We start from the raw sequence: 22,908 nt of genomic DNA on the forward strand, positions 1-22,908 counted from the left end.
GCGCCGGCCACCCAGGGAGAAAACCGCAATATGCAGCAACATTCGTTCGCAATGTCCCTTCGTTCGACGCGGCGCTGGCTCGGCGTGGCGCTCGCCGGCGCCTCGCTGATGCTCGCGGCGACGCACGCGTTCGCGGGCGGCACCGAGCAACTGAAGGCGTTCGTGTCGCAGGTGCGTTCGGCGAAGGGCGACTTCACGCAGCAGATCGTCAAGGCACCGTCGAAGGGCGCGAGCGCCGCGCAGGCCGCGCCGAAGCCCACCGACAATTCGAGCGGCACGTTCGTGTTCGCACGCCCCGGCAAGTTCATCTGGACGTACCAGAAGCCGTACCAGCAGGTGCTGCAGGCCGACGGCGAGAAGCTCTACGTGTACGACCGCGACCTGAACCAGGTCACCGAGCGCAAGCTGAACGGCGCGCTGGGCGCGAGCCCCGCCGCGATCCTGTTCGGCAGCAACGATCTCGAGAAGAATTACACGCTGCGCGATGCCGGCGAGAAGGGCGGCATCGAGTGGCTCGAGATGTTGCCGAAGGCGCAGGACACGCAGTTCCAGCGGATCGGCATCGGCTTCAAGAACGGCACGCTCGCCGCGATGGAGCTGCACGACGTGTTCGGTAACGTCACGCTGCTGACGTTTACGAACATCCAGACGAATCCGCCGCTGAAGGGCGATACGTTCAAGTTCGTCGTGCCGAAGGGCGCCGACGTGATTACCGGCTGACCGGCGCCGCGCGCTGCTGTTTCACCGACGGGCCTGCCGGCGACGGCAGGCCCTTGTTGTTTCTGGGCGCCGGGCACCAGGCGCCGGGCACTGGGCCCTGGGCCCTGGGCACTGGGCACTGGGCGCGGCGGTGCTTTCGCGCGGCTGTCATAATGTCGGGTCCGGCGGCCGGTTCGGCCGCCATTGTTTGATGTGGAGCGAGGGTTCATGTCCGACCTGTTTCAAGTCGAGCCGCGCCGCCCGCTCGCCGAGGCGCTGCGGCCGAAGACGCTCGCCGAGGTGATCGGCCAGACGCATTTGCTGGGCGAAGGCAAGCCGCTGCGGCTCGCGTTCGAATCGGGCAAGCCGCATTCGATGATCCTGTGGGGGCCGCCCGGCGTCGGCAAGACGACGCTCGCACGGCTCACCGCGCTCGCGTTCGACTGCGAGTTCATTGCGCTGTCCGCGGTGCTCGGTGGCGTGAAGGACATCCGCGAGTCGATGGAGCAGGCGAAGGACACGCTGAACCGCACCGGCCGCCACACGATCCTGTTCGTCGACGAGATCCACCGCTTCAACAAGGGGCAGCAGGACGCGTTGCTGCCGTTCGTCGAGTCGGGGCTCGTGACCTTCATCGGCGCGACGACCGAGAACCCGAGCTTCGAGGTCAACTCGGCGTTGCTGTCGCGTGCGCAGGTGTACGTGCTGAAGTCGCTGGACGACGACGAGATGCGCCAGTTGCTGAAGCGCGCGCAGGAAATCGCACTCGACGGCCTGTCGTTCGACGACAAGGCGATCGATACGCTGGTCGGCTATGCGGACGGCGACGCGCGGCGCTTCCTGAACCTGCTCGAGCAGGCGCAGACGGCGGCCACGTCGGCCGGCACCGCGACGATCGATGCCGAATTCGTCAGCAGCGCGATGACGCTGAACGCACGGCGCTTCGACAAGGGCGGCGACAACTTCTACGACCAGATCTCGGCGCTGCACAAGTCGGTGCGCGGCTCGAGCCCGGACGGCGCGTTGTACTGGTTCTGCCGGATGATCGACGGCGGTGCGGATCCGAAGTATCTCGCACGGCGGATCGTGCGGATGGCGTGGGAAGACATCGGCCTCGCCGATCCGCGCGCGCTGCAGATGGCGAACGACGCGGCCGAAACCTACGAGCGGCTCGGCTCGCCGGAAGGCGAGCTCGCGCTCGGGCAGGCGGTGATCTATCTCGCGTGCGCGGCGAAGAGCAACGCGGGCTACAACGCGTTCAACCAGGCGATGGCGTTCGTGAAGCAGGACAAGTCGCGCGAGGTGCCCGTGCATCTGCGCAACGCGCCGACCAAGCTGATGAAGGAACTCGGCTACGGTCATGCGTACCGTTACGCGCACGACGAGCCGAATGCGTATGCGGCCGGCGAGACGTACCTGCCGGACGGCATGCGCGAGCCGCGCTGGTACAAGCCGGTGCCGCGCGGGCTCGAATCGAAGATCGCCGACAAGCTCGCGTGGCTGCGCGAACTCGACCGCGAGGCCGGCAAGAAGGACTGACCGGGCAACGTCCGGCGCGGTCCGCGCCGGTGCCGCCACGAACGCGTCAGCGCTTGCGGGCCGGCTGCTTCTTCCAGTAGCCGAACGGCTCCTGATGGCACTCGATGTCGAGTTCGGTGACGCGGGCGTGCAGGCTCTGCTGCGCATCGGCGATCGCGAGGTTGTAGATCGCCGGTGCGATTTCCTCGACGAAGAAGTGCAGCAGTGCACCCGCCTGGATATTGCCGATCGGCTCATCCATGTTTTCTGTGAAATAGCGTTGCAGCGACGCGATCGCGCGGTCGCGTACGTCCTTCTCCAGTTCGATGGCCATCGGTTTCCTTGGGTAGCTGTGACGGGTGGCGCGTGCCTCGTTCGATGCGCTGCGGCGGGCACGCCCGGGTGTTTCGCGATCCGCGGCGGGTCGATGCCGCGCGATTTGGCGGGCGCCGACGCGCGGACCGGCAGTGCGATACTGCCATGGCCGTCGCGCCACGGTCATCGCCCGTTTGCAGCATTGTCCGTCCGGCCAGTGCCGTGGCGGCCCCGCGGTGCGTTAGAATTCCCGTCTTACACAACGATTCTCCAAGTCCTCCCATGCTCGACATCCAGTTGCTGCGCAAAGACCTCGACGGCGTCGCCAAGCGCCTCGCCGATCGCGGCTACACCCTCGACGTCGCCGCCTTCTCCGCGCTCGAAGCGGAACGCCGCGCGATCCAGACCCGCACCGAAGAGCTCCAGGCGCGCCGCAACAGCCTGTCGAAGCAGATCGGCGCGATGAAGGGGAAGGGCGAGGACACGTCGGCCGTGATGGCCGAGGTCGGCGGGATCGGCGACGAAATGAAGGCGGGAGAAGCCAAGCTCGGCGAGATCCAGGCGCGCCTGTCAGATCTGATGCTGGGCATGCCGAACGTCGCGCACGAAAGCGTGCCGGTTGGCAAGGACGAAGCCGACAACGTCGAGGTGCGCCGCTGGGGCACGCCGCGCGAGTTCGATTTCGAGGTGAAGGATCACGTCGACGTCGGCACGCCGCTCGGCCTCGATTTCGAAACCGGCGCGAAGCTCGCCGGCGCGCGCTTCACGATGCTGCGCGGCTCGATCGCGCGCCTGCACCGCGCGCTCGCGCAGTTCATGATCGACACGCACACGCTGCAGCACGGCTACACCGAGACGTATACGCCGTACATCGTGAACCCCGAGATCCTGTACGGCACGGGCCAGCTGCCGAAGTTCGCGGACGACATGTTCCGCGTCGAGAAGGGCGGCGAGGAGAACAAGGTCACGCAATACCTGATTTCCACGTCGGAAATCTCGCTGACGAACACCGTGCGCGAGTCGATCGTCGACGCGTCCGCACTGCCGATCAAGCTGACCGCGCACTCCCCGTGCTTCCGCTCGGAAGCCGGGTCGTACGGCCGCGACACGCGCGGCATGATCCGCCAGCACCAGTTCGACAAGGTCGAGATGGTGCAGGTCGTCGCGCCGGAAGCATCCTACGCCGCGCTCGACGAGATGGTCGGCCATGCGGAAGCGATCCTGCAGAAGCTCGGCCTGCCGTACCGCGTGATCACGCTGTGCACGGGCGACATGGGCTTCTCGGCCGCGAAGACGTTCGACCTCGAAGTGTGGCTGCCTGCGCAGAACACCTATCGCGAGATCTCGAGCTGCTCGAACACCGAAGCGTTCCAGGCGCGCCGGATGCAGGCGCGGTTCCGCAACGCGCAGGGCAAGCCGGAACTCGTGCACACGCTGAACGGCTCGGGTCTCGCCGTCGGCCGCACGCTCGTCGCGGTGCTGGAGAACTACCAGAACGCGGACGGCTCGGTCACGGTGCCGGAAGTGCTGCGTCCGTACATGGGCGGCATGGAGCGGGTCGACGCACCGGCACAGGCGTCGTAACGCACGCCTCCCGAAGCCCTCGCAAAAAATTTTGCAGAAAGGGCTTGTCAGGCACGAAGCGATCGTCTTATAATCTTTTTCTCGCGGAAACGACCAGCCGCGAGATGCAGCAAGGAAGGAGAGGTGGCAGAGTGGTCGAATGTACCTGACTCGAAATCAGGCGTACGGTTTCCCCGTACCGTGGGTTCGAATCCCACCCTCTCCGCCAAAATACGAAGCCCCTTGATCCGGAAGGATCAAGGGGTTTTTCGTTTTGGGTTCGCGGTGCGTGCGTCGTGTCGCAAGCCGTTGCAGTGGCAACCGCTCGACTGCCGGCAATTCGGATCGTGCTGGTGCGAGGGCGCCCACCGCATGCATGATCGTGCCGCGCCCTCGATACCGCCGCGCTGAATGGCAAACGCAGCATCGATCGCGCTGAATGCCGCGATGATCGTGTCGACGCCGACCCAAGGTGGCGCTACCTGTCCGACGTGATCGCGAGGATCGTATTCGGCGTGCTGTCGATCGTCGTTGTGCGCCGCTGGATGGCGGGGCCGTGCAGGATCGCGACAATCGGGCCGCGCGCGACGCAGCCGACCTGATCGCACTGGCCGGCCTCGTTCCGTACATCCGGCCTTTACCGCATTCTTCAGCTTTAAGCCCGCGCTTCCCGCGCCGTTAACACGAGGCGGCGGCCGGCACCCGTGCCGGACCGCGTCGTTCCCCGTCGATTCAAGGTCCCATGAAGCTGAGCTACAAGATTCCCCTCGCATTTGCTGTCGCGCTGCTGCTGATGTTCTGTGGCGCGCTGTACGGTATCCACATTCTCAATCGGTCGATCGATACGTTCGCCGACGACGTGCAGACGAACGTCGGCGAGGAACGGCTCGTGTCGGCCACGCTCGTACAGTTCAAGCTGCAGGTGCAGGAATGGAAGGACACGCTGTTGCGCGGCAAGCAACCCGGCAAACTCGACCAGTACTGGCAGGCGTTCCAGACGCGCGAGCGGACGGTCGACACGCTCGCTGCGCAGCTCGTTCACCAGTTGCCGCCCGGCGAGAGCCGCTCGCTCGTCGAGCAGTTCATGCGTGCGCATACGGCGATGGGCGAGGGTTACCGGCGCGGGTTCGACGCGTTCAAGGCTGCGGGCTTCGAGCCGTCGGCGGGCGATGCCGCAGTGGCGGGCGTGGACCGCGAGCCGGCGGCGCTACTGGAGCGGGCCGCGAAGTCGATCGCCGACGAGAGCGCCGCGGTGTCGGCGCAGGCGAGCCGCGACGCGCAGCACGCAACCACCGCGAGCCTCGTGCTGATGCTGGTCGTGCTCGGCGTCGCGATGGTCGGCGCGTTCCTGTTCAGCCGCGCGATCCTGCGTCCGCTCGATCGTGCGGTGGCGTGCGCGCAGGCCGTCGCCGAAGGCGACCTGACGCGCGACGTCGACGCGGCCGGCCGCGACGAGATCGCCGATCTGCTGCGCGCGTTGCAGGCCATGCAGACGAGCCTGTCGGGCGTCGTGCTCGAAGTGCGTACGCACGCCGAAGCCGTCGCGACGGCGAGCGCACAGATCGCGTCGGGCAATCACGACCTGTCGGCGCGGACCGAGGCACAGGCCGCGTCGCTCGAGGAGACGGCTGCCAGCATGACCGAACTCACGGGCATCGTCCGCCAGTCGGCCGAGCACGCGCAGCACGCGGCGCAGCTGGCGCACGACGCGTCGAACATCGCGGCGGCGGGCGGCGGCGTGATGACGGATGCCGTCGGCACGATGAACGGCATTGCCGACAGCTCCGCCAAGGTTGGCGAGATCATCGCGGTGATCGACGGCATCGCGTTCCAGACCAACATCCTCGCGCTGAACGCAGCGGTCGAGGCGGCTCGCGCGGGCGAACAGGGGCGCGGCTTCGCGGTCGTCGCGGCGGAAGTGCGCACGCTCGCGCAGCGCAGCGCCGCTGCCGCGAAGGAGATCAAGGGGCTCATCGAGCAGTCGACGAAGCGGGTCGACGAGGGCGCCGTGCTGATCGGCCGGGCGGGCGAATCGATTCACGAGATCGTCGGCGCGGTGCAGCGCGTCACGACGATCGTCGGCGAGATCTCGTCCGCGTCGCAGGAGCAGAGCGGCGGCATCCAGCAGGTGAACATCGCGGTGACGCAGATGGACGAGGCGACGCAGCGCAACGCGGCGCTCGTCGAGCAGGCTTCGGCCGCGACACAGGCACTGGCCGAGCAGGCGAGCGCGCTGCGGCATGCGGTGGCCGTGTTCAGGCTACCGGAAATGGCGTGACGGCGGCCGCTGTCGCGCCGGACTTCGATGGAACCGGGGCCGTCGCGGCGCCGGCTTTCAGCGGCGCAACGGCGCCGATCGACCCTGGCCCGTCCCCCGCGATCACGCCGCTGCCGGATATTGCGCGAGCACCCGGGCGCGGATCGACGGCTTGATGTTCGACTGCGCCATGTTGCCGCCGTAGTGCGCGACGACGCGCGGATTCATCACGCGATACCAGAGCGGCGGCACGTACGCGAACAGGATCATCGTCGCGTAGCCGGCCGGCAGTTGCGGCGCATCGTCGAAGTGGCGCAGTGCCTGGTACGAGCGCGTCGGATTCGCGTGATGGTCGGCGTGCCGCTGCAACTGGTACAGGAACAGGTTGGTGACGACGTGATTGCTGTTCCACGAATGCTGCGGCGTGCAGCGTTCGTAGCGGCCGTTCGGCAGCTTGCGGCGGCCGAGCCCGTAATGCTCGACGTAGTTCACGACTTCGAGCAGCGACGCGCCGTAGACGGCCTGGATCACGAGGAACGGGATCACGACCTTGCCGGCCATCGCGATCGCGATGCCCCACACGACGACGGTCATCGCCCACGCGTGCAGCACCTCGTTGCGCCAGGTCCACGGCGAATGCCCGAGCCGTTCGAGGCGTGCCTTCTCGAGCCGCCACGCCGAGCGGATGCTGCCGGTCACGGTGCGCGGCAGGAATGCCCAGAACGATTCGCCGTAGCGCGCGCTCGCCGGATCCTCCGCCGTCGCGACGCGCACGTGGTGCCCGCGGTTGTGCTCGACGTAGAAGTGGCCGTATGCGACCGGCGCGAGCGTGATCTTCGCGAGCCAGCGCTCGAAGCGGTTGGTCTTGTGCCCGAGTTCGTGCGCGGTATTGATCGAGATGCCCGTCGCGGCGCCGAGCGACAGCGCGAAGCCGACGTAGTCGTACCAGGCGAGCGCGTGCGTGCCGACGATCCAGACGCACACGAAGAACGCTACGTATTCGACGACGGTCGCGAGATAGACGATCAACCGGTAGTAGCGCTCCCGTTCGAGATGCGGCACGACGTCCTCGGGCGGGTTGTCGCGATCGTCGCCGATCAGCGTGTCGAGGACCGGGATCACGCCGAACGCGAACAGCGGGCCGAACCACCAGAACACGTGCAGGCCCGTCGACAGCGCGAGCTGGGCGGCGAGGATCGGCAGCGTGATCGTCAGCGCGCCGAGCAGCCACAGGTAACGCTTGCCATCCGACCAGCCCGAAGCCGATCCGTTGGTCATTGCCATTGTCTCCCTCCTGCCGGCCAGCCCGAGGGCGGCCGCCTGTACGGTTGTTCGAATTCTCGTTGGTCCGCGACGCACGCGCGGTTTTGCCGGATCGTCACCCGGTTCTGCCTGTTATACGACCCATGCGCACGCTTGCCAAACCCCGGCGCTAGGCGCGCGGCTCCAAACGGACGGGCGTGCGCGGCGCAGGCAGGGGAGGGCCCGCGCACGCTGATTGAAACATGCGGGGAACGCCGGATCGACCCGTACGGGCGACCGGTTTGTCAGACGGATGGCGCGTCGTTACGTATGCGGGTGTCGGCGCCACGGGGCCGCAACAAATGTTGCGACGCAATATTCGGAAGGCGGCAGTACCCGTGATACCTATTTCCGGGGTTGCCAATCTTACGGATCATTACGGCTTTCGCGCTGAAATCCACGGGGTCCGACGGGCCCACTGCCGCGTGTCGCAAGGCAACCGCCGCCATGCGTCGAACCCGGCCGCCGCAACCGTCTTTCGGCGGCACGTATCGACCTGGTAATGCTGCACCTGCACACCCGCTGGCCGCCGGGCCGCCGGCTGTGCATGCCGCCTTTCGATTCGCGCTGTCATTTGAAAATAACGATTTGACTCATGCCCCGCTTTCGGTTGAAGCTAGTAGCTTGCTGTCCGAAGGGGGCTGTGCCTGCATGAGTTCGACCTTGACCGTTCGTCGTATCGTTGCCGACCAGGGCGGCGTGTATCGCGAACTCCGCGCTGCATCGCTGCGCGAGCCCTACGCGCCCGGCGAAGCGCCGGAGGCCGAATTGCTGAACGTCGAAACGGACGCGGCGTCGGCGATTGCCGCGCAGCGCGCCGTGTCCGACGAATCGACGACTTTCCTGCTGTATACCGAAGGCCATCCGGCCGGCATGATCGGCGCGTATTTCGACAATACGCCCGATCGGCGCGCGTTCGTCAGCGAGCTGTGGGTGGCGCACGCGGTGCGTCATCTGCGCGGCGGCGTGCTGCTGCTGGAGACAGCCACCGCTTGGCTCGCCGAACGCGGCGCCCAGGACGTCTACGCGTGGATTGCCGATGCGAACCGCAACGCGATCCGCTTCTACGAGCGGGCGGGTTTCGGCAACACCGGCGAACACGCACCGATCGCACGGATGCCCGGCGCGATGAAATCGCTGTACGTATCGCAGGTGAAGCACTGACGTGACGTCAGAACGCGGGCCGCACGGCGCGATGAAGATCCGGTCGCCCGCCTGCCTGCCCGCTTGCCGGTTGCGCGCCCGCCCGGGTCGCCGCCACCCGGTTCCCCAAAAATAATGGCCGCGCGCGTGGACGCCTGTAAAATACGCAAAAAATTTTTGCAGAGTGTCCATGTCGCTTAAAAAATCGCCATTCTTCGAGCTGCGCAGCGGATCGGTCGATACGTTGCTGTTCACCGTGAAGACGACCGATCTCGATGCGTTGCGTACCGAACTGGTCAAGCGCTTCGAAGCGACTCCCGAGTTTTTCGCCGACGATGTCGTCGCGATCGACGTCCGCCGCCTGGCTGACGGCGAACGCGTCGCGCTGGCGGACATCCGCCAGATGCTGAACGACGTGCGGATGCGCCCGGTGGGCGTCGTCGCGCTGGCCACGCAGGGCTGGGCGGGGGAAGCCGGCCTGCCGTTGCTCGAGGCGCGCGATCGCCGTGCGCCGGCCGCGAAGCACGCCGACGAAGCGGAACCGGCGCCGGCGCCCGTCGCCGAAATCGCCGCCGCTCCGGCAGCCGAACCGGCGCAGGAGCCCGCACCGACGCTGTTGCACGCGGGCGGCCAGACGCTCGTGATCGACCGGCCGTTGCGTTCGGGGCAGCAGATTTACGCGAAAGGGGACCTCGTGGTGCTCGCGCCGGTCAGTCACGGCGCGGAGATCATCGCGGAAGGCAATATCCACATCTACGCGCCGTTGCGCGGCCGCGCACTCGCGGGCGTGCACGGCAATCACGACGCGCGCATTTTCTGCACGTGTCTCGAGCCGGAACTGATTTCGATCGCGGGTATCTATCGAACGACCGAGAACCCGTTGCCCGCCGAAGTACTGGGCAAATCGGTGCAGATCCGGCTCGAAGAGGAAAAACTGATGATCGAACCGCTGCGCCTGACGTAAAACACGCGGTGCGCTCCGGATCGATCGGCTCTCATTGACGAACACAGGGTATTGGGTAAATGGCAAAAATCATCGTGGTGACCTCGGGCAAGGGCGGCGTGGGCAAGACGACGACGAGCGCGAGCTTTGCGTCCGGTCTCGCGCTGCGCGGCCACAAGACGGCCGTGATCGACTTCGACGTCGGCCTGCGCAACCTCGATCTCATCATGGGCTGCGAGCGCCGCGTGGTGTACGACCTCGTGAACGTGATCCAGGGCGAAGCGAACCTGAACCAGGCGCTGATCAAGGACAAGAAGTGCGAGAACCTGTTCATCCTGCCGGCGTCGCAGACGCGCGACAAGGATGCGCTCACGCGTGACGGCGTCGAGAAGGTGCTGAACGACCTGGTCGCGATGGACTTCGAATACATCGTCTGCGATTCGCCGGCCGGTATCGAGGCGGGTGCACTGCACGCGATGTACTTCGCGGACGAAGCGCTGATCGTCACGAACCCGGAAGTGTCGTCGGTGCGTGACTCGGATCGCATTCTCGGCATCCTGTCGTCGAAGACGAAGCGCGCGACCGAAGGCAAGGATCCGATCAAGGAACACCTGCTGATCACGCGCTACAGCCCGAAGCGCGTCAGCGAAGGCGAGATGCTGTCGCTCGAGGACATCAGCGAGATCCTGCGCATCAAGCTGATCGGCGTGGTGCCCGAGTCGGAAGCCGTGCTGCATGCATCGAACCAGGGTCTGCCGGCCGTGCATATCGACGGTACCGACGTTGCGGAAGCGTACAAGGACGTCGTCGCGCGTTTCCTCGGCGAAGACAAGCCGCTGCGCTTCACCGATTACCAGAAGCCGGGCCTGCTGCAGCGCCTCTTCGGCAGCAAGTAACGGAGGCCGCCCATGTCCATCCTTTCGTTTCTCCTCGGTGAGAAGAAGAAGTCCGCATCGGTCGCGAAGGAGCGCCTGCAGCTCATCATCGCGCACGAGCGCGTCGGCGGCCGGCCGCCGGCCGATTACCTACCGGCGCTGCAGAAGGAGCTCGTCGCGGTCATCTCGAAGTACGTCCATATTTCTGACGATGACATCCGCGTGAGCCTCGAGCGCCAGGACGATCTCGAAGTCCTCGAAGTGAAGATCGAGATCCCGCAAGCCTGACCGTTGCAGGTATCCCTCCGCACGGCGGCACTCGCCGCCGTGCGCGTCTTACGCCCTGTTGCACTTTCGGGCATGCCGTAACACGGCATCTGTCGGCCGTAATCGCCCCTCCCGCATTGAACGAATACGCTCGCGTAACTTGTTCAACCAGGAGGTTGTGATGGCTGTCTCTACCGTTCAACGTCGTATCGTTTCGCTCGCATTGCTTGCCGCGAACCTGTCAGCCGTCGTCGCGCCGCTTGCCGCGCATGCGGACGAGATTCTCGTCGGCACCCCCGTGATCGCGCCGCAGGGCCGCGTGGTCGTCGCTCAGCCGGTTGCCGTGCGCACCGAGGAAGTCGTGATCGTCGCGCCGAACGCGCCGCCGCCGGTGCGCTACGAGGTCGTGCCGGCCTCGCGCGTGGGCTACGTGTGGGATCGCGGGCACTGGCACTGGGAGCATGGCCGCTACGTGTGGATCGGCGGCCACTGGGAAGCCGAGCGCGTCGGCATGCAATGGGTGCCGGGCCATTGGGACCAGCGCGGTCCGAACTGGTTCTGGACCCGTGGCCACTGGGCGTGATGGAGGCGGACGATGAAAAGAACCGCAATCGCCATCGTGCTCGTCGCGATCACGCTGGCCGGGTGCATCGTCGTGCCGGCGCGGCCCGTGTACTACCGGCCGGCGCCCGTCGTGATCTACTGAACGTCGCGTGGGCCGGGCTGTGCCGGGCCATTCGTTCCGGTTGCGGCCGGCTCGTCGTCGTGCAGTGCCGGTGCATGTGCTGCGCCTTCGGCCGGCGCGGCGGCGGGGGACGCGTCGTCGCCCTTGCCGCCTTCGTCGCGCAGCGTATCGAGCGGATCGGCGGGCGCCGCGGCCGCGTCCTGCGGCTCGGTGACGCCGGTTGCCACCGTCGCGCTTGCCGCGGTTGCCGCAGCCGGTTCCGCGGCCGCGACGGGCGGCGCGAGATAGCGCAGGGCGAGCGTTTCGTAGAGCGGTGGTGCGAAGAAGCGCGACACGCGGCTCGACACCAGCGCGGTGGCCATCAGCGAAATCACGAGCGCGTGACCGTTGATCATCTCCATCACGATCACGAACGACGTGATCGGCGACTGCGTGACGGCCGCCATGTAGCCGACCATCGCGAGCGCGATCAGCATCGGCAGGCTCATGTTGCTGAACACGACGTGCAGCAGGTTGCCGAACCCGGCGCCGATCGACAGCGACGGCGCGAAGATCCCGCCCGGGATGCCCGGCAGGTACGACGCGACCATCGAAATCATCTTCAGGAACGGATAGAACACCGACAGATGCTGGCTGCCGTCGAGCAGGCCGCGCGCTTCGGCATAGCCGCTGCCGAAGGTCGTGCCGCCCGATACGAGGCCGACGACGGCGATCGCGAAGCCGCACAGCGCGGCGAACGCGATCGGCCGTTCGCGATACAGGCCCAGCAGTTGCGCGGGCAACCAGCGCCCCGTGTTGAGCAGCAGCCAGCAGAACAGGCCGCCTGCGATCCCCGTGACGATCGCGGTGACCAGCACGGCGAGCGCCAGCAGTTTCGGGAAATGGGGGCCAGCATCGATCGTGCCGAAATACGTGTAGTTGCCGTTCAGGCCGAGCGCGACCACACCGGCGAGGATGATCGCGGTGATCAGCACGCCGCTGGCGCGCGCGGAGAAGCTGCGCGTCAGTTCCTCGATCGCGAACACGATCCCGGCGAGCGGCGTATTGAACGCGGCCGACAGCCCGGCCGCCGCGCCGGCGAGCACCAGTTGGCGTTCGATCTGCGCGTTCGAGCGCGGGTAGAAGCGTCGCAGGTTGAACATCAGCGCCGCGCCGACCTGCACGGTCGGCCCCTCGCGGCCGATCGTGAAGCCGCCCAGGATGCCGAGGAACGACACCAGCACCTTGCCGAACAGGATGCGCAGCGTCAGCAGCCGGGAGCCGAACGCGCTCGGGCGCGCATGCAGCGTCGCGATCACTTGCGGGATGCCGCTGCCCTCGGCGCCGCGGAAGAAGCGCCGCGTGATCCATACCGACACCGCGGCGATGGCCGGCGTCAGCAGCAGCGGCAGCCACGCGGCGTGATCGCGCATCGTGCGGAAGGTTTCGTAACCCCAGTCGATCAATCGCGCGTAAAGTACGGCCGCGAGGCCGACGACGATCGCACCGAGCCAGAAAACGCCGTACTGGCGCCAGATCCTCAGCGAACGGCGGGTGAGGGCGGGAAACAGGGCGGGAAGAGCGGGGCGTGGCATCGGCGCGGGCCGGCAGGCAAAGATCGAATTATAAAAAGAACCGGATGCGGGCGGGGAGCGAGAATGTTCCCGAAAGGAGATGCATTTTGTTGCAAAAGTAATTTCACGTAATGTCTGCGCATGTAACCATCGAGAGCATGCCAAATTGACTGGCTTATCCCCACACATCGTGAAACGTATCCTCATCGTGAAAGTGACGTCGCTCGGCGACGTCGTCCAGACGCTACCCGTCGTCGCGGATCTGCATCGCGCCTTTCCCGGCGTAACGGTCGACTGGGCAGTAGATGAATCGTGCGCGGAGGTCGTGCGCTGGCATCCGGGCGTCAGCCGTGTCCTGTGCGCGCCGCTGCGCCGCTTCAAGAAGATGCGCAATCGTGGCGACCTGAAGGCGATCACGGCATCGATCGGCGCGCTGCGGGCGCACCGCTACGATGCGGTGATCGATCTGCACGGCGTCTACAAGAGCGCGATCATTTCGGCACTCGCGCGCGCCGCGCGCCGCGTCGGCTACCAGACGCAGGATCTCGGCGAAACGGGCGCACGCTTCGCGTATTCGCATCGTTTCGGCCCGCGGCCGGACTGCGACGCGTGGCACGGGATGCGCGTGAGCGCCGGCGAGGCGCTCGGCTACGCGCCCGAGGGTATTGCCACGTACGGCATCGTCCCGCCGCGGGACGTGAACCTGCCGGCCGCCGTGACCGATGGCGCCCCATTCATGCTGCTGTTCCATGCGACGTCCAACCCCGACAAGAAATGGCCGGCCGACCGCTGGGCCGCGCTCGCCACGCAGATGATGGCGCGTGGCGTACGCGTGCTGTTGCCGTGGGGATCGGCTGCCGAGCATGACGATGCGCAGGACATTGCCGCACGCGCGCCGGGTTCGGTCGTGCTGCCCGCGATGACGGTGCGCGAGCTCGGCGCGGCGCTCGGCCGGGCTGCGCTCGTGGTGGGGGTCGATACGGGGTTCGTACACATGGCGCACGCGCTGCAGCGGCCGACCGTGATGATTTTCGTCGCGACGTCGCGCCACCATTGCGGGATCGGCGGCGCACCGAATGCACTGTCGATCGGCGAGCCGGGCACGATGCCGTCGGTCGACGAGGCGCTGGACGCGATCGATACGGTCGGCCCGGCCTACGGCGCCCTGCGCGCGCGGTTGACCGCCTGACGAAGCGGGGTGTGCCGGTTCAGGCGAGCAGCGCCTCGACCGTGACGACGGCGGCGACGGCCGCCAGATTCGCCAGCAGCGCCTCGAACACGAGGCCGCGCCACGTCTGCGGCCGGAAGCGCATCGCGAGCAGGATCGCGCCGCCCAGCGCAAGCGCGAGGATCAGGACGAGATCGGCATTGCCGAGGCGGATGTTCATGGCGGCGGCTCCTTTGGGGCGGGATCCCGGGGGCGCGCAATGGCGCACCCAGGATCGAGTATAGGCAGCGCCGACCGCCGCACAACCCGGGGCGCCCCGGAGTCTCAGACGAGCGATGCGTCGCGCGTCTCGCGCATCAGCAGCACGCCGATCAGGCTGATTGCCGCCGCAACCGATACATAACCGCCGACCCACGACAGCCCGCCGCGCGCCGCCAATAGTTGCGCGATATACGGCGCGATCGACGCGCCGAGGATCCCGCCGAGGTTGTACGCGACGCCCGCGCCCGTGTAGCGGACGTTGGTCGGGAACAGCTCCGGCAGCAGCGCGCCCATCGGCGCGAACGTCACGCCCATCAGGAACAGCTCGATCGTCAGGAACAGCGCGACGAGCGGCATCGAGCCGCTGCCGAGCAGCGGCTCCATCGCGAAACCCGACAGCAGCGCGGCGATTGCGCCCACGACGAGCACCGGCTTGCGGCCGAAGCGGTCCGATGCCCATGCGGACAGCGGTGTCGCGAGCCCCATGAACACGACCGCGAAGCACAGCAGGCCGAGGAAGCTCTGGCGCGGAATATGCAGCGCCGACACGCCGTACGACAGCGAGAACACCGTCGAGATGTAGAACAGCGTGTAGCAGACGACCATCGCGAGCGCACCGAGCAGCGTCGGCCGCCAGTGATGCGTGATCAGCGTCGCGACCGGCACGCGCACGCGCTCGTTGCGATCGAGCGCGGCCTGGAACGCGGGCGTTTCGGTGATCTTGAGCCGCACGTACAGGCCGAGCGCGACGAGCACCGCACTGACCAGGAACGGGATGCGCCAGCCCCAGCTGCGGAACTGCTCGTCCGACAGCGACAGCGCGAGCGCGAAGAACAGCCCGTTCGACATCAGGAAGCCGACCGACGGCCCGAGCTGCGGGAACATTCCGAACCAGCCGCGCTTGCCCTGCGGCGCGTGCTCGGTCGCGAGCAGCGCGGCACCGCCCCATTCGCCGCCGAGGCCGATCCCCTGGCCGAAGCGCAGCACGCACAGCAGCACGGGCGCGAGCGCGCCGATTGCGTCGTAGCCGGGCACGAAGCCGATGGCGGTGGTGGATACGCCCATCACCAGCAGCGATGCGACGAGCGTCGACTTGCGGCCGATGCGGTCGCCGAAGTGCCCGAACAGGAACGAGCCGATCGGGCGTGCGATGAACGCGATGCCGAACGTGACGAAGGCGGACAGCGCCTGTGCGGTCGCCGAGCCGTGCGGGAAAAACACGGGGCCGATGACGAGCGCAGCGGCCGTTGCGTACACGTAGAAATCGTAGAACTCGATTGCGGTGCCGATGAAGCTGGCGAACACGATGCGCCGGTGGCTGACGGCGCCGGCCGAACCGGTTGCGTGTGCAACGGCCGGGGGGGATGCGGACATGGATGTCTCCGTTTTGTCGTTGGGGCGGTCGGCTGAGCGTGCGGTCGGGCAGGCGGATGCCTGCCGGGGGCAGCCGACCGGATGATGTGGTGGCGGCGTGGACGCGCGCCGGGGCGCGGACGTCACCCGCCGGTCGACGATGGAGACGGGTACGTCGCCGCCGCCCGGTGCCGGCGTGGTCGGCTCGCATGCCGGGTGGGGCGCACGAACGCGCGCGCGGCGTGATGGCCGCGCGACTGCGGAAAATTATAGCCAGCGCCGCCGCGCACCGCCAATCGCGGGGCGGCGACCGCTCAGTCGATCGATTGCGCCTGCGCCGACGCGGTGCTTTGCAACTGGAAGTGGCCGTCGTCGTTGAAGAGCCAGCCTTCCATCATTTCGAGCCGGCCGTTGCCGTCGAGCAGTCGCGACGGCGGCGGCGGCAGCGGCGCCGAGCGGCGCAGCGACGCGAGCGCGAGTGCTTCCGCTTCGCTGTCGCCGTTGCTGCGATAGACGGACGCGTTGACGAGCCGGCCGCTGCCATCGACGGTGAAGGCCACGACGACGAGCGAGCGGAGCATGGCCTGTGGTACGCCGTGCAGCATGCCGGACGGATTGCGTTCGGCGACACGGTGCGCGACTTCGACGCGGTACTGGTCGAGGTTGCCGCTGCGGGTGATCGACGGAATCGTCAGGATCGAGTGCAGCGACGGAGGCGGCGTGATCGTGCACGCCGCGAGCATGGCGACGACGGTCAGCGCAACTGCACGCAGCCGGTCGACATGCAAACGGGGAAGTGGGCGCATGGGAGGCTAGCCGGAAGTGACTATAAAAAAATGATAGGCGCACGGACGCGAGCCGATATCGGGAGAAACGCATAACGGGCGATGCCGGATGATGCGATCGCTGATGACAGAAGGCGTGCGCTCGCGCATCGCGATGTGACGTGACATATGACGGCACGCTCGCGTGACTGCCGCACGTGTGCATCCCGGCGTGCGTGTTGCAAGGTTGAAAGAAACGCGAGGGACGCGTGTGGCACGCAGGCGCGTGGCGATGGTCCGGCGCGAGCGCAGCGGGTTGCCGCAGGCAGCACCGCGGCGGTCGCCCGCGCCATCTTCGGCGATGCGTGCCGCCCGGTTCAGAAGCCGTGCGTCACGAGTGACAGGATCGACAGGTCGGGGTGCGTGCCGTCGATGATGCTCTTGCCGATGAGCACGGCTTCGTGGACGGCTTCATCGAGGCTCGCGAAGCTTTCCTCGCCGTCCGCATGGAAGGGCACCGCGTGGCCGGGCAATGCGGGATTCGCACCCGGATGGCACACGTAACCGGTGTAGGTATAGCGCGTGTCGTTGCCGGGCACGACGGCCGGCACGACATGGACCTCGAAGCCTTCGTAATCGACGTGTTCCGCCGGTGTCGACAGTTCGGTCATGGCGATCTCCGTGTACCGCACGCAGGGGTGGCGCGCGCGGCATCGAGTACGCGGCGGCGGTCGTGTCGCCGTGTTGATCGAATTCTAGGTGATCGAGCGGCCGGCCGGGAGGATGGCTTCCGGCGCGGTGCGATGCGATGGCGGGCCGCTGCCGGTGCCCGCAGCTCAGGTGCCGCGCGAGGGCCGGCGCGAACGCCCGTGCCGTTTCGGCGGACGGGCTCGCGCGCGGCGCTGCATCATTGCTTGCAGCGCGCGTCCTTGCGCTGCACGACGATGATCACCGGGTATTTCTGGCCGTGGTCGAGCTCCACACGCGCCACGACGGTCAGCGTCGCCGGATCGGAATCGTCGTACACGCTGACCTGTTCGTTCCGGAGGTAGGTCACGCCGGTGCAGTTCGACGTGCGTCCATCGTCGCCCACCTTGCACTGGAGGTCGTTGTCCTTCAGGTAGTTGTACGGCGACGGACTCGCGAGGTATTCGCTCAGGCCGCGCGGCGAACCGCCGACGCCGCTCACGTAGGCGATCGCGCACGACGCTTGCGCGTCGCTGCCGGCGGCGGTGTCGGCCGTCGCCTGCGTGCTGACGGCAACCAGCAGCGCGGCGAGCGACGAGACGATGAAGGGCTTCATGACGTGGGTTTCCCGTTTCGCGAATCGGAGCGCCGGATTGTAGCGGCATCCGGCTCGACGTGTCGGAACGTGGGGGATGGGTGTGCGCGGACCAACAAAAAACCCCGTCATTCGGTGAATGGACGGGGTTTGGCGAACTTCCTGGCGGAAGCGGTGAGATTCGAACTCACGGACAGTTTCCCGTCGCCGGTTTTCAAGACCGGTGCCTTAAACCGCTCGGCCACGCTTCCACACGAGGCGGCATTGTAACCGAAATGCCGCGTGGTTCATCCTTCAATCGTCGCGCAGGAACAATTCCTGCAGGTCGTTGAGGAAACGCTGGCCCAGCGGCGTCGGCGCGATCTGCGCGAAATCGCGCGCGATCAGCCCGCGCCGTTCCGCTTCCTGCAGCGCTGGCTCGATCGTGCTCATCGGCAGGCCCGTGCGTTCGGCGAAGCTGTGCACGGGGAAGCCCTCGACGAGCCGCAGCGTGTTCAGCATGAACTCGAACGGTAGGTCGCGTGCGCCGACTTCACGTTCCTCCTGCACGGCCGTGCCGGCCATCGCCTGCTCGATGAAGGTCGCCGGATGCTTGTAGCGTGCCTGCCGCAGGATCCGGTTCGGGAACGACAGCTTCGTGTGTGCGCCCGCACCGATCCCGAGATAGTCGCCGAAGCGCCAGTAGTTCAGGTTGTGCTTGCACTGATGATTCGGCTTCGCATACGCGGACACTTCGTAGCGTCCGTAACCGGCCTCGGCGGTGCGCGCGTGAATCCATTCCTGCATGTCGGCCGACGCGTCGTCGTCGGGCACGACCGGCGGGAACTTCGCGAACAGCGTATTCGGCTCGAGCGTCAGGTGATACAGCGACAGATGCGGCGGCGCGTACGACAGTGCGGTCTCGATGTCGGTGCGGCATTCGTCGAGCGTCTGGTTCGGCAGCGCGAACATCAGGTCGAGGTTGAAGTTGTCGAAGTTCTTCGCGGCGATCTCGACCGCGGCGCGTGCCTGCGTGGTGTCGTGAATCCGGCCGAGCGCCTTCAGGTGCGTCTCGTTGAAGCTCTGGATCCCGACCGACAGGCGATTCACGCCGCTGGCGCGGAACTGCGCGAACTTCGCGGCCTCGAACGTGCCCGGATTCGCCTCGAGCGTGATCTCGGCATCGGCGTCGAGCGGCAGCAGCGCACGCACGTCGGACAGCATCCGGTCGAGGCCGGCCGCCGACAGCAGGCTCGGCGTGCCGCCGCCGATGAATACCGTATGCACCTGGCGGCCCCACACGAGCGGCAGCGCCTGCTCGAGATCGGCGCGCAGCGCGTCGAGATAGTCGGTTTCCGGAAACCGTTCGCCCTTCCACTCGTGCGAATTGAAATCGCAGTACGGGCACTTGCGCACGCACCACGGGAAATGCACGTACAGCGCGAGCGGCGGCAGCGACGTGAGCCGCACCTGGCCGGGCGACGTGAAGGTCGCGACGACGCGCGCGCCGGTTTCCGCGGCCTGGCTCATGCGGCCTCCGTTGGCGAACGGGTATCGGGCGTGCTCATGCTTCCTCCGCGAGCCGCGCCAGCAGCGCCTTCAGCGCCAGCGCGCGATGGCTGTGCGTGTTCTTCACGGCCGGCTCGAGTTCGGCGGCCGTCGCGCCGAGCGACGGCAGGTAGAAATACGGGTCATAGCCGAATCCGTGCTCGCCGCGCGGCGTATCGACGATTTCGCCCGCCCAGCGCCCTTCGGCGAACAGCGGTTCGGGGTCGTCCGCGTGGCGCACAAGCGCGAGCACGCAGCAGTAGTATGCGCGCCGGTCGTCGACGCCGCGCAGCTGCTCGACGAGATACGCGTTGTTCGCCGCGTCGCCCTTGTCACGGCCCGCGCGCTGCGCGTAGCGCGCCGAATAGACGCCCGGCGCGCCGCGCAGCACGCGCACGCACAGGCCCGAATCGTCGGCGATCGCCGGCAGCCCGGTGAGCCGCGACGCATGGCGTGCCTTCGTCAGCGCATTCTCGATGAAGGTGCCGAACGGCTCCTCCGCTTCCGGCACGGCAAGGTCGCCCTGCGGGACGATCTCGATGCCGACCGTCGAGAACAGCGCGGTGAATTCGCGCAGCTTGCCGGCGTTGTTCGACGCAAGAACGATGCGCGACAGCGGCGCGATGGTGTGGTCGTCCGGCATGTCAGGCGCCCAGCACGTCTTTCTGGCGCTGCACGAGCTCGGCGATCCCGCCTTGCGCGAGGTCGAGCAGCGCGTTCATCTCGGCGCGCGAGAACGGCACGCCTTCAGCCGTGCCCTGGACTTCGACGAAACCGCCGGCGCCCGTCATCACGACGTTCATGTCGGTGTCGCACTGCGAATCTTCCGCGTAATCGAGATCGAGCACGGGGGCGCCCTGGTACACGCCGACCGAGATCGCGGCGACGTGGTCGGTGATCGGCGAGCGCGTGAGCTTGCCGGCCGCGATCAGCTTCGACACGGCGTCGTGCGCGGCGACGAACGCGCCGGTGATGCTCGCCGTGCGCGTGCCGCCGTCGGCCTGGATCACGTCGCAGTCGATGTGGATCGTGCGCGGGCCGAGCGCTTCCAGGTCGAACACCGCGCGCAGCGCGCGGCCGATCAGGCGCTGAATTTCCTGCGTGCGGCCGGTCTGCTTGCCGCGGGCGGCTTCGCGGTCGCTGCGCGTATGCGTCGCGCGCGGCAGCATCCCGTATTCGGCGGTCAGCCAGCCTTGCCCGCGGTCGCGCAGGAAGTCGGGCACGCGCTCGGAGACGCTCGCGGTGCAGAGCACCTTGGTGTCGCCGAATTCGACCAGCACCGAGCCTTCGGCATGTTTCGTGTAGTGGCGCGTAAGGGCGACCTTGCGCAGTGCGTCGGCGCGGCGGCCGCTCGGGCGGGAAACGGAGGACGTCATGTGGGAATCGCGGAACGAGAGGAAACCCCGATTTTAGCGCCGAACGGCGGGCGTGCCCGGCGGGGTGGTCCGCAAAAATGGGATAATGCGCGCTTCCCGCCCCGCGCTTTCCGATGCGCCGGGCGCCTCGACATATCCCCGCCCGCGAGGGCACCCAGAACGGCGAGACGAACCATGATCTACAGCATGACGGGCTACGCGAGCGCGACGCGCGAACTCGCGACGGCCACCGGCAACGGCGGCACCAGCGTGTCGGTCGAACTGCGCACCGTGAACTCGCGCTTCCTCGACCTGAATTTCCGGATGCCGGACGACGTGCGCGCGTGCGAACCCGCGCTGCGCGAAATGCTGATGAACAAGCTGTCGCGCGGCAAGGTCGATATCCGCATCAACCTGCAGCGCGGCGAGCAGAGCATCGGCGCGGGCGCGCTGAACCAGTCCGCGCTCGGCCAGCTCGCCGAGCTCGAGCGCTCGGTGCTCGACTCGTTCCCGGGCGTCGGCCGCCTGCGCGCGGGCGAGATCCTGCGCTGGCCCGGCGTGATCGCCGAGAGCGGCGTGTCGGCTGATGCGATCCGCGAGGCGGTGCTCGCGTGCGGCAAGGAAGCGATCGGCGAGCTCGTCGTCGTGCGTTCGCGCGAAGGCGCGCAACTGGCGACGATGCTGCTGTCGAACGTCACCGAGATGGAAGCGATCGTCGCGCGCATCACGCCGCTCGTGCCGGAGCTGATCGCGAAGCACCAGCAGAAGATCGTCGAACGGCTGCAGGAGGCGCTCGGCATCGCGGCGCCCGAAGGCAGCTCGACGATCGTCACGCGCGAGGAAGCCGCGGAGCGCATTCGTCAGGAAGTGACGATGTACGGGATCCGGATCGACATCGCGGAAGAGCTGTCGCGGCTCACCGCACACCTGAACGAAACGCGCCATGTGATCGAGAAGGGCGGCCGCGTCGGCAAGCGTCTCGACTTCATGATGCAGGAACTGAATCGCGAAGCGAACACGCTCGGCTCGAAGGCGGCGGCGAAGGAACTCGCCGACGCATCGATGGCGCTCAAGCTGTTGATCGAGCAGATGCGCGAGCAAGTGCAAAACCTGGAGTAAAGCAACATGACGGAATCTCATCGCGACGCTCACGCGTCGCATTCGCTGCACGGCGGCGTCTATCCCGGCAACCTGTTCATGGTCGTCGCGCCGTCGGGCGCCGGCAAGTCGACGCTCGTGAATGCGCTGCTGTCGAAGGACAGCGACATCTGCCTGTCGATCTCGTACACGACGCGCAAGCCGCGCCCGGGCGAGCAGGACGGCCAGCACTATCACTTCACGACGGTCGAGGATTTCCGCACGCGTCACGCGGCGCACGAATTCCTCGAGAGCGCGGAAGTGCACGGCAACTACTACGGCACGTCGCGCGTCTGGATCGAAGAGCAGATGAAGAACGGCCACGACGTGCTGCTCGAGATCGACTGGCAGGGTGCGCTGCAGGTGAAGAAGCAGTTCCGCAACGCAGTCGGCATCTTCATCCTGCCGCCGTCGCTCGACGCGCTCGAGGAGCGCCTGAAGAAGCGCGGCCAGGACGAGCCGAACGTGATCACGCGACGCCTGCTGGCCGCCGGCAGCGAGATCGCGCACGCGTCGGAAGCGGAATACGTGGTGATCAACGAGAATTTCGAGCGTGCCCTCGCGGAGCTCGAATGCATCGTCGCGGCCACGCGCTTGCGTTTTGCTTCGCAGTACGCTCGACACACGGAGCTGTTCATCGAGCTCGGCATCCATCTGCCCCACGCGGAATGACGCGGGGGACGAGGGACATAAGGTAGAATAAGGACTATATTCAGAAGGAATTACCAACATGGCTCGCATTACCGTCGAAGACTGCCTGAAGCAAATCCCGAACCGCTTCGAACTGGCGCTCGCCGCCACCTATCGCGCGCGGCAGCTCGCGCAAGGCCATACGCCGAAGATCGAAAGCCGCGACAAGCCGACCGTCGTCGCGCTGCGCGAAATCGCTGCCGGCCAGGTCGGCGTCGAGATGCTGAAGAAGGTGCCGGTGTAACGCGCAT

Annotated in this window: 24 protein-coding genes and 2 tRNA genes; 14 read left to right on the forward strand and 12 right to left on the reverse strand. The window is 67.0% G+C overall.

Translation table 11 applies throughout. The annotated features are described in order from the left end of the window. Nucleotides 1-30 precede the first annotated feature (30 nt). Both lolA and CFB50_RS04935 read left to right on the forward strand, forming a co-directional pair. On the forward strand, nt 31-720 hold the full coding sequence (lolA, locus tag CFB50_RS04930) for an outer membrane lipoprotein chaperone LolA (RefSeq protein WP_089445120.1): 690 nt from the start codon (nt 31-33) through the stop codon (nt 718-720). Between the two features lie 207 nt (nt 721-927). After that, nucleotides 928-2,238, forward strand: coding sequence for a replication-associated recombination protein A (locus CFB50_RS04935; RefSeq protein ID WP_089445121.1), 1,311 nt, complete (start codon nt 928-930; stop codon nt 2,236-2,238). 46 nt (nt 2,239-2,284) lie between these two features. Here CFB50_RS04935 and CFB50_RS04940 read toward each other — a convergent pair whose 3' ends face one another. Then, the gene (locus CFB50_RS04940; RefSeq protein ID WP_047850576.1) at nt 2,285-2,551 is read right to left on the reverse strand and encodes a DUF2164 domain-containing protein; all 267 of its coding nucleotides are present in this window, start codon (nt 2,549-2,551) and stop codon (nt 2,285-2,287) included. A 263-nt stretch (nt 2,552-2,814) separates the two neighbouring features. Here CFB50_RS04940 and serS point away from each other — a divergent pair, with 263 nt between their 5' ends. The 3 genes from serS (at nt 2,815) to CFB50_RS04955 (ending at nt 6,373) form a co-directional block, all read left to right on the forward strand. Beyond that, entirely contained in the window at nt 2,815-4,116 is a 1,302-nt protein-coding gene (gene serS, locus CFB50_RS04945) for a serine--tRNA ligase (protein ID WP_089445122.1), read from the forward strand. Nucleotides 4,117-4,233: 117 nt separating this feature from the next. After that, nucleotides 4,234-4,324: transfer RNA gene (locus CFB50_RS04950), tRNA-Ser, on the forward strand. Nucleotides 4,325-4,837: 513 nt separating this feature from the next. Beyond that, the gene (locus tag CFB50_RS04955) at nt 4,838-6,373 is read left to right on the forward strand and encodes a methyl-accepting chemotaxis protein (protein ID WP_089445123.1); all 1,536 of its coding nucleotides are present in this window, start codon (nt 4,838-4,840) and stop codon (nt 6,371-6,373) included. 102 nt (nt 6,374-6,475) lie between these two features. Here CFB50_RS04955 and CFB50_RS04960 read toward each other — a convergent pair whose 3' ends face one another. Next, complete coding sequence (locus tag CFB50_RS04960) at nt 6,476-7,636, reverse strand: alkane 1-monooxygenase (RefSeq protein ID WP_089445124.1); 1,161 nt, start codon at nt 7,634-7,636, stop codon at nt 6,476-6,478. Between the two features lie 669 nt (nt 7,637-8,305). Between CFB50_RS04960 and CFB50_RS04965 the strand changes: the two genes are divergently transcribed. The 5 genes from CFB50_RS04965 to CFB50_RS04985 all read left to right on the forward strand — a co-directional run bounded on the left by CFB50_RS04965 (nt 8,306) and on the right by CFB50_RS04985 (nt 11,465). Further along, the gene (locus CFB50_RS04965; RefSeq protein ID WP_027788116.1) at nt 8,306-8,818 is read left to right on the forward strand and encodes a GNAT family N-acetyltransferase; all 513 of its coding nucleotides are present in this window, start codon (nt 8,306-8,308) and stop codon (nt 8,816-8,818) included. A gap of 169 nt (nt 8,819-8,987) precedes the next feature. Further along, entirely contained in the window at nt 8,988-9,761 is a 774-nt protein-coding gene (gene minC / locus CFB50_RS04970; RefSeq protein ID WP_089445125.1) for a septum site-determining protein MinC, read from the forward strand. Nucleotides 9,762-9,820: 59 nt separating this feature from the next. Beyond that, nucleotides 9,821-10,636 carry a septum site-determining protein MinD gene (gene minD, locus CFB50_RS04975; protein WP_046545140.1) on the forward strand — a complete coding sequence of 272 codons (816 nt, stop codon included), beginning with the start codon at nt 9,821-9,823 and terminating at the stop codon, nt 10,634-10,636. A gap of 12 nt (nt 10,637-10,648) precedes the next feature. Next, nucleotides 10,649-10,903: a cell division topological specificity factor MinE gene (gene minE, locus CFB50_RS04980; protein WP_006476634.1), complete on the forward strand. Its 255-nt coding sequence runs from the start codon at nt 10,649-10,651 to the stop codon at nt 10,901-10,903. A gap of 160 nt (nt 10,904-11,063) precedes the next feature. Then, nucleotides 11,064-11,465 (forward strand): YXWGXW repeat-containing protein, encoded by a 402-nt coding sequence (locus CFB50_RS04985; RefSeq protein WP_089445126.1) that lies wholly within the window; start codon nt 11,064-11,066, stop codon nt 11,463-11,465. 116 nt (nt 11,466-11,581) lie between these two features. On the opposite strand, the gene CFB50_RS04990 is transcribed toward CFB50_RS04985, so the two are convergent. Next, on the reverse strand, nt 11,582-13,141 hold the full coding sequence (locus tag CFB50_RS04990) for a chloride channel protein (RefSeq protein WP_089445127.1): 1,560 nt from the start codon (nt 13,139-13,141) through the stop codon (nt 11,582-11,584). A 169-nt stretch (nt 13,142-13,310) separates the two neighbouring features. Between CFB50_RS04990 and waaC the strand changes: the two genes are divergently transcribed. Continuing rightward, complete coding sequence (waaC, locus tag CFB50_RS04995) at nt 13,311-14,309, forward strand: lipopolysaccharide heptosyltransferase I (protein WP_089445128.1); 999 nt, start codon at nt 13,311-13,313, stop codon at nt 14,307-14,309. A gap of 19 nt (nt 14,310-14,328) precedes the next feature. On the opposite strand, the gene CFB50_RS05000 is transcribed toward waaC, so the two are convergent. From CFB50_RS05000 to rph, 9 genes are all read right to left on the reverse strand, one after another. After that, on the reverse strand, nt 14,329-14,508 hold the full coding sequence (locus CFB50_RS05000; RefSeq protein WP_039343411.1) for a hypothetical protein: 180 nt from the start codon (nt 14,506-14,508) through the stop codon (nt 14,329-14,331). Nucleotides 14,509-14,612: 104 nt separating this feature from the next. After that, entirely contained in the window at nt 14,613-15,923 is a 1,311-nt protein-coding gene (locus CFB50_RS05005; RefSeq protein WP_089445129.1) for an MFS transporter, read from the reverse strand. Nucleotides 15,924-16,216: 293 nt separating this feature from the next. Further along, nucleotides 16,217-16,708 carry an energy transducer TonB family protein gene (locus tag CFB50_RS05015; RefSeq protein ID WP_089445130.1) on the reverse strand — a complete coding sequence of 164 codons (492 nt, stop codon included), beginning with the start codon at nt 16,706-16,708 and terminating at the stop codon, nt 16,217-16,219. 335 nt (nt 16,709-17,043) lie between these two features. Then, the gene (locus CFB50_RS05020) at nt 17,044-17,337 is read right to left on the reverse strand and encodes a hypothetical protein (RefSeq protein ID WP_089445131.1); all 294 of its coding nucleotides are present in this window, start codon (nt 17,335-17,337) and stop codon (nt 17,044-17,046) included. Between the two features lie 236 nt (nt 17,338-17,573). Continuing rightward, nucleotides 17,574-17,969: a hypothetical protein gene (locus CFB50_RS05025; RefSeq protein WP_089445132.1), complete on the reverse strand. Its 396-nt coding sequence runs from the start codon at nt 17,967-17,969 to the stop codon at nt 17,574-17,576. A gap of 142 nt (nt 17,970-18,111) precedes the next feature. Continuing rightward, nucleotides 18,112-18,199, reverse strand: a tRNA-Ser gene (locus CFB50_RS05030). A gap of 43 nt (nt 18,200-18,242) precedes the next feature. After that, a complete protein-coding gene (gene hemW / locus CFB50_RS05035; RefSeq protein WP_089445133.1) occupies nt 18,243-19,457 on the reverse strand; it encodes a radical SAM family heme chaperone HemW in 1,215 nt (404 codons plus the stop codon). A gap of 34 nt (nt 19,458-19,491) precedes the next feature. Beyond that, nucleotides 19,492-20,118 (reverse strand): RdgB/HAM1 family non-canonical purine NTP pyrophosphatase, encoded by a 627-nt coding sequence (rdgB, locus tag CFB50_RS05040; protein WP_027788105.1) that lies wholly within the window; start codon nt 20,116-20,118, stop codon nt 19,492-19,494. Nucleotide 20,119: 1 nt separating this feature from the next. Further along, on the reverse strand, nt 20,120-20,851 hold the full coding sequence (gene rph, locus CFB50_RS05045) for a ribonuclease PH (RefSeq protein ID WP_069247391.1): 732 nt from the start codon (nt 20,849-20,851) through the stop codon (nt 20,120-20,122). Between the two features lie 174 nt (nt 20,852-21,025). Between rph and CFB50_RS05050 the strand changes: the two genes are divergently transcribed. The 3 genes from CFB50_RS05050 to rpoZ are packed head-to-tail and all read left to right on the forward strand — an operon-like array spanning nt 21,026 to nt 22,901. Then, the gene (locus CFB50_RS05050; RefSeq protein WP_011351283.1) at nt 21,026-21,949 is read left to right on the forward strand and encodes a YicC/YloC family endoribonuclease; all 924 of its coding nucleotides are present in this window, start codon (nt 21,026-21,028) and stop codon (nt 21,947-21,949) included. A gap of 6 nt (nt 21,950-21,955) precedes the next feature. Further along, the gene (gene gmk, locus CFB50_RS05055) at nt 21,956-22,639 is read left to right on the forward strand and encodes a guanylate kinase (protein WP_069247393.1); all 684 of its coding nucleotides are present in this window, start codon (nt 21,956-21,958) and stop codon (nt 22,637-22,639) included. Between the two features lie 58 nt (nt 22,640-22,697). Further along, nucleotides 22,698-22,901 carry a DNA-directed RNA polymerase subunit omega gene (gene rpoZ / locus CFB50_RS05060; RefSeq protein ID WP_006025620.1) on the forward strand — a complete coding sequence of 68 codons (204 nt, stop codon included), beginning with the start codon at nt 22,698-22,700 and terminating at the stop codon, nt 22,899-22,901. The last annotated feature ends 7 nt before the right edge of the window (nt 22,902-22,908 follow it).

Source organism: Burkholderia sp. AU33423, assembly GCF_002223135.1.
Classification (GTDB): Bacteria; Pseudomonadota; Gammaproteobacteria; order Burkholderiales; family Burkholderiaceae; genus Burkholderia; species Burkholderia lata_D.

Excerpts from the sequence above, each read along its gene's own strand:
- lolA (WP_089445120.1), top strand. The coding sequence starts at position 31 with ATGCAGCAACATTCGTTCGCAATGTCCCTTCGTTCGACGCGGCGCTGG.
- CFB50_RS04935 (WP_089445121.1), top strand. The coding sequence starts at position 928 with ATGTCCGACCTGTTTCAAGTCGAGCCGCGCCGCCCGCTCGCCGAGGCG.
- CFB50_RS04940 (WP_047850576.1), bottom strand. The coding sequence starts at position 2,551 with ATGGCCATCGAACTGGAGAAGGACGTACGCGACCGCGCGATCGCGTCG.
- serS (WP_089445122.1), top strand. The coding sequence starts at position 2,815 with ATGCTCGACATCCAGTTGCTGCGCAAAGACCTCGACGGCGTCGCCAAG.
- CFB50_RS04955 (WP_089445123.1), top strand. The coding sequence starts at position 4,838 with ATGAAGCTGAGCTACAAGATTCCCCTCGCATTTGCTGTCGCGCTGCTG.
- CFB50_RS04960 (WP_089445124.1), bottom strand. The coding sequence starts at position 7,636 with ATGGCAATGACCAACGGATCGGCTTCGGGCTGGTCGGATGGCAAGCGT.
- CFB50_RS04965 (WP_027788116.1), top strand. The coding sequence starts at position 8,306 with ATGAGTTCGACCTTGACCGTTCGTCGTATCGTTGCCGACCAGGGCGGC.
- minC (WP_089445125.1), top strand. The coding sequence starts at position 8,988 with ATGTCGCTTAAAAAATCGCCATTCTTCGAGCTGCGCAGCGGATCGGTC.
- minD (WP_046545140.1), top strand. The coding sequence starts at position 9,821 with ATGGCAAAAATCATCGTGGTGACCTCGGGCAAGGGCGGCGTGGGCAAG.
- minE (WP_006476634.1), top strand. The coding sequence starts at position 10,649 with ATGTCCATCCTTTCGTTTCTCCTCGGTGAGAAGAAGAAGTCCGCATCG.
- CFB50_RS04985 (WP_089445126.1), top strand. The coding sequence starts at position 11,064 with ATGGCTGTCTCTACCGTTCAACGTCGTATCGTTTCGCTCGCATTGCTT.
- CFB50_RS04990 (WP_089445127.1), bottom strand. The coding sequence starts at position 13,141 with ATGCCACGCCCCGCTCTTCCCGCCCTGTTTCCCGCCCTCACCCGCCGT.
- CFB50_RS05000 (WP_039343411.1), bottom strand. The coding sequence starts at position 14,508 with ATGAACATCCGCCTCGGCAATGCCGATCTCGTCCTGATCCTCGCGCTT.
- CFB50_RS05005 (WP_089445129.1), bottom strand. The coding sequence starts at position 15,923 with ATGTCCGCATCCCCCCCGGCCGTTGCACACGCAACCGGTTCGGCCGGC.
- CFB50_RS05015 (WP_089445130.1), bottom strand. The coding sequence starts at position 16,708 with ATGCGCCCACTTCCCCGTTTGCATGTCGACCGGCTGCGTGCAGTTGCG.
- CFB50_RS05020 (WP_089445131.1), bottom strand. The coding sequence starts at position 17,337 with ATGACCGAACTGTCGACACCGGCGGAACACGTCGATTACGAAGGCTTC.
- CFB50_RS05025 (WP_089445132.1), bottom strand. The coding sequence starts at position 17,969 with ATGAAGCCCTTCATCGTCTCGTCGCTCGCCGCGCTGCTGGTTGCCGTC.
- hemW (WP_089445133.1), bottom strand. The coding sequence starts at position 19,457 with ATGAGCCAGGCCGCGGAAACCGGCGCGCGCGTCGTCGCGACCTTCACG.
- rdgB (WP_027788105.1), bottom strand. The coding sequence starts at position 20,118 with ATGCCGGACGACCACACCATCGCGCCGCTGTCGCGCATCGTTCTTGCG.
- rph (WP_069247391.1), bottom strand. The coding sequence starts at position 20,851 with ATGACGTCCTCCGTTTCCCGCCCGAGCGGCCGCCGCGCCGACGCACTG.
- CFB50_RS05050 (WP_011351283.1), top strand. The coding sequence starts at position 21,026 with ATGATCTACAGCATGACGGGCTACGCGAGCGCGACGCGCGAACTCGCG.
- gmk (WP_069247393.1), top strand. The coding sequence starts at position 21,956 with ATGACGGAATCTCATCGCGACGCTCACGCGTCGCATTCGCTGCACGGC.
- rpoZ (WP_006025620.1), top strand. The coding sequence starts at position 22,698 with ATGGCTCGCATTACCGTCGAAGACTGCCTGAAGCAAATCCCGAACCGC.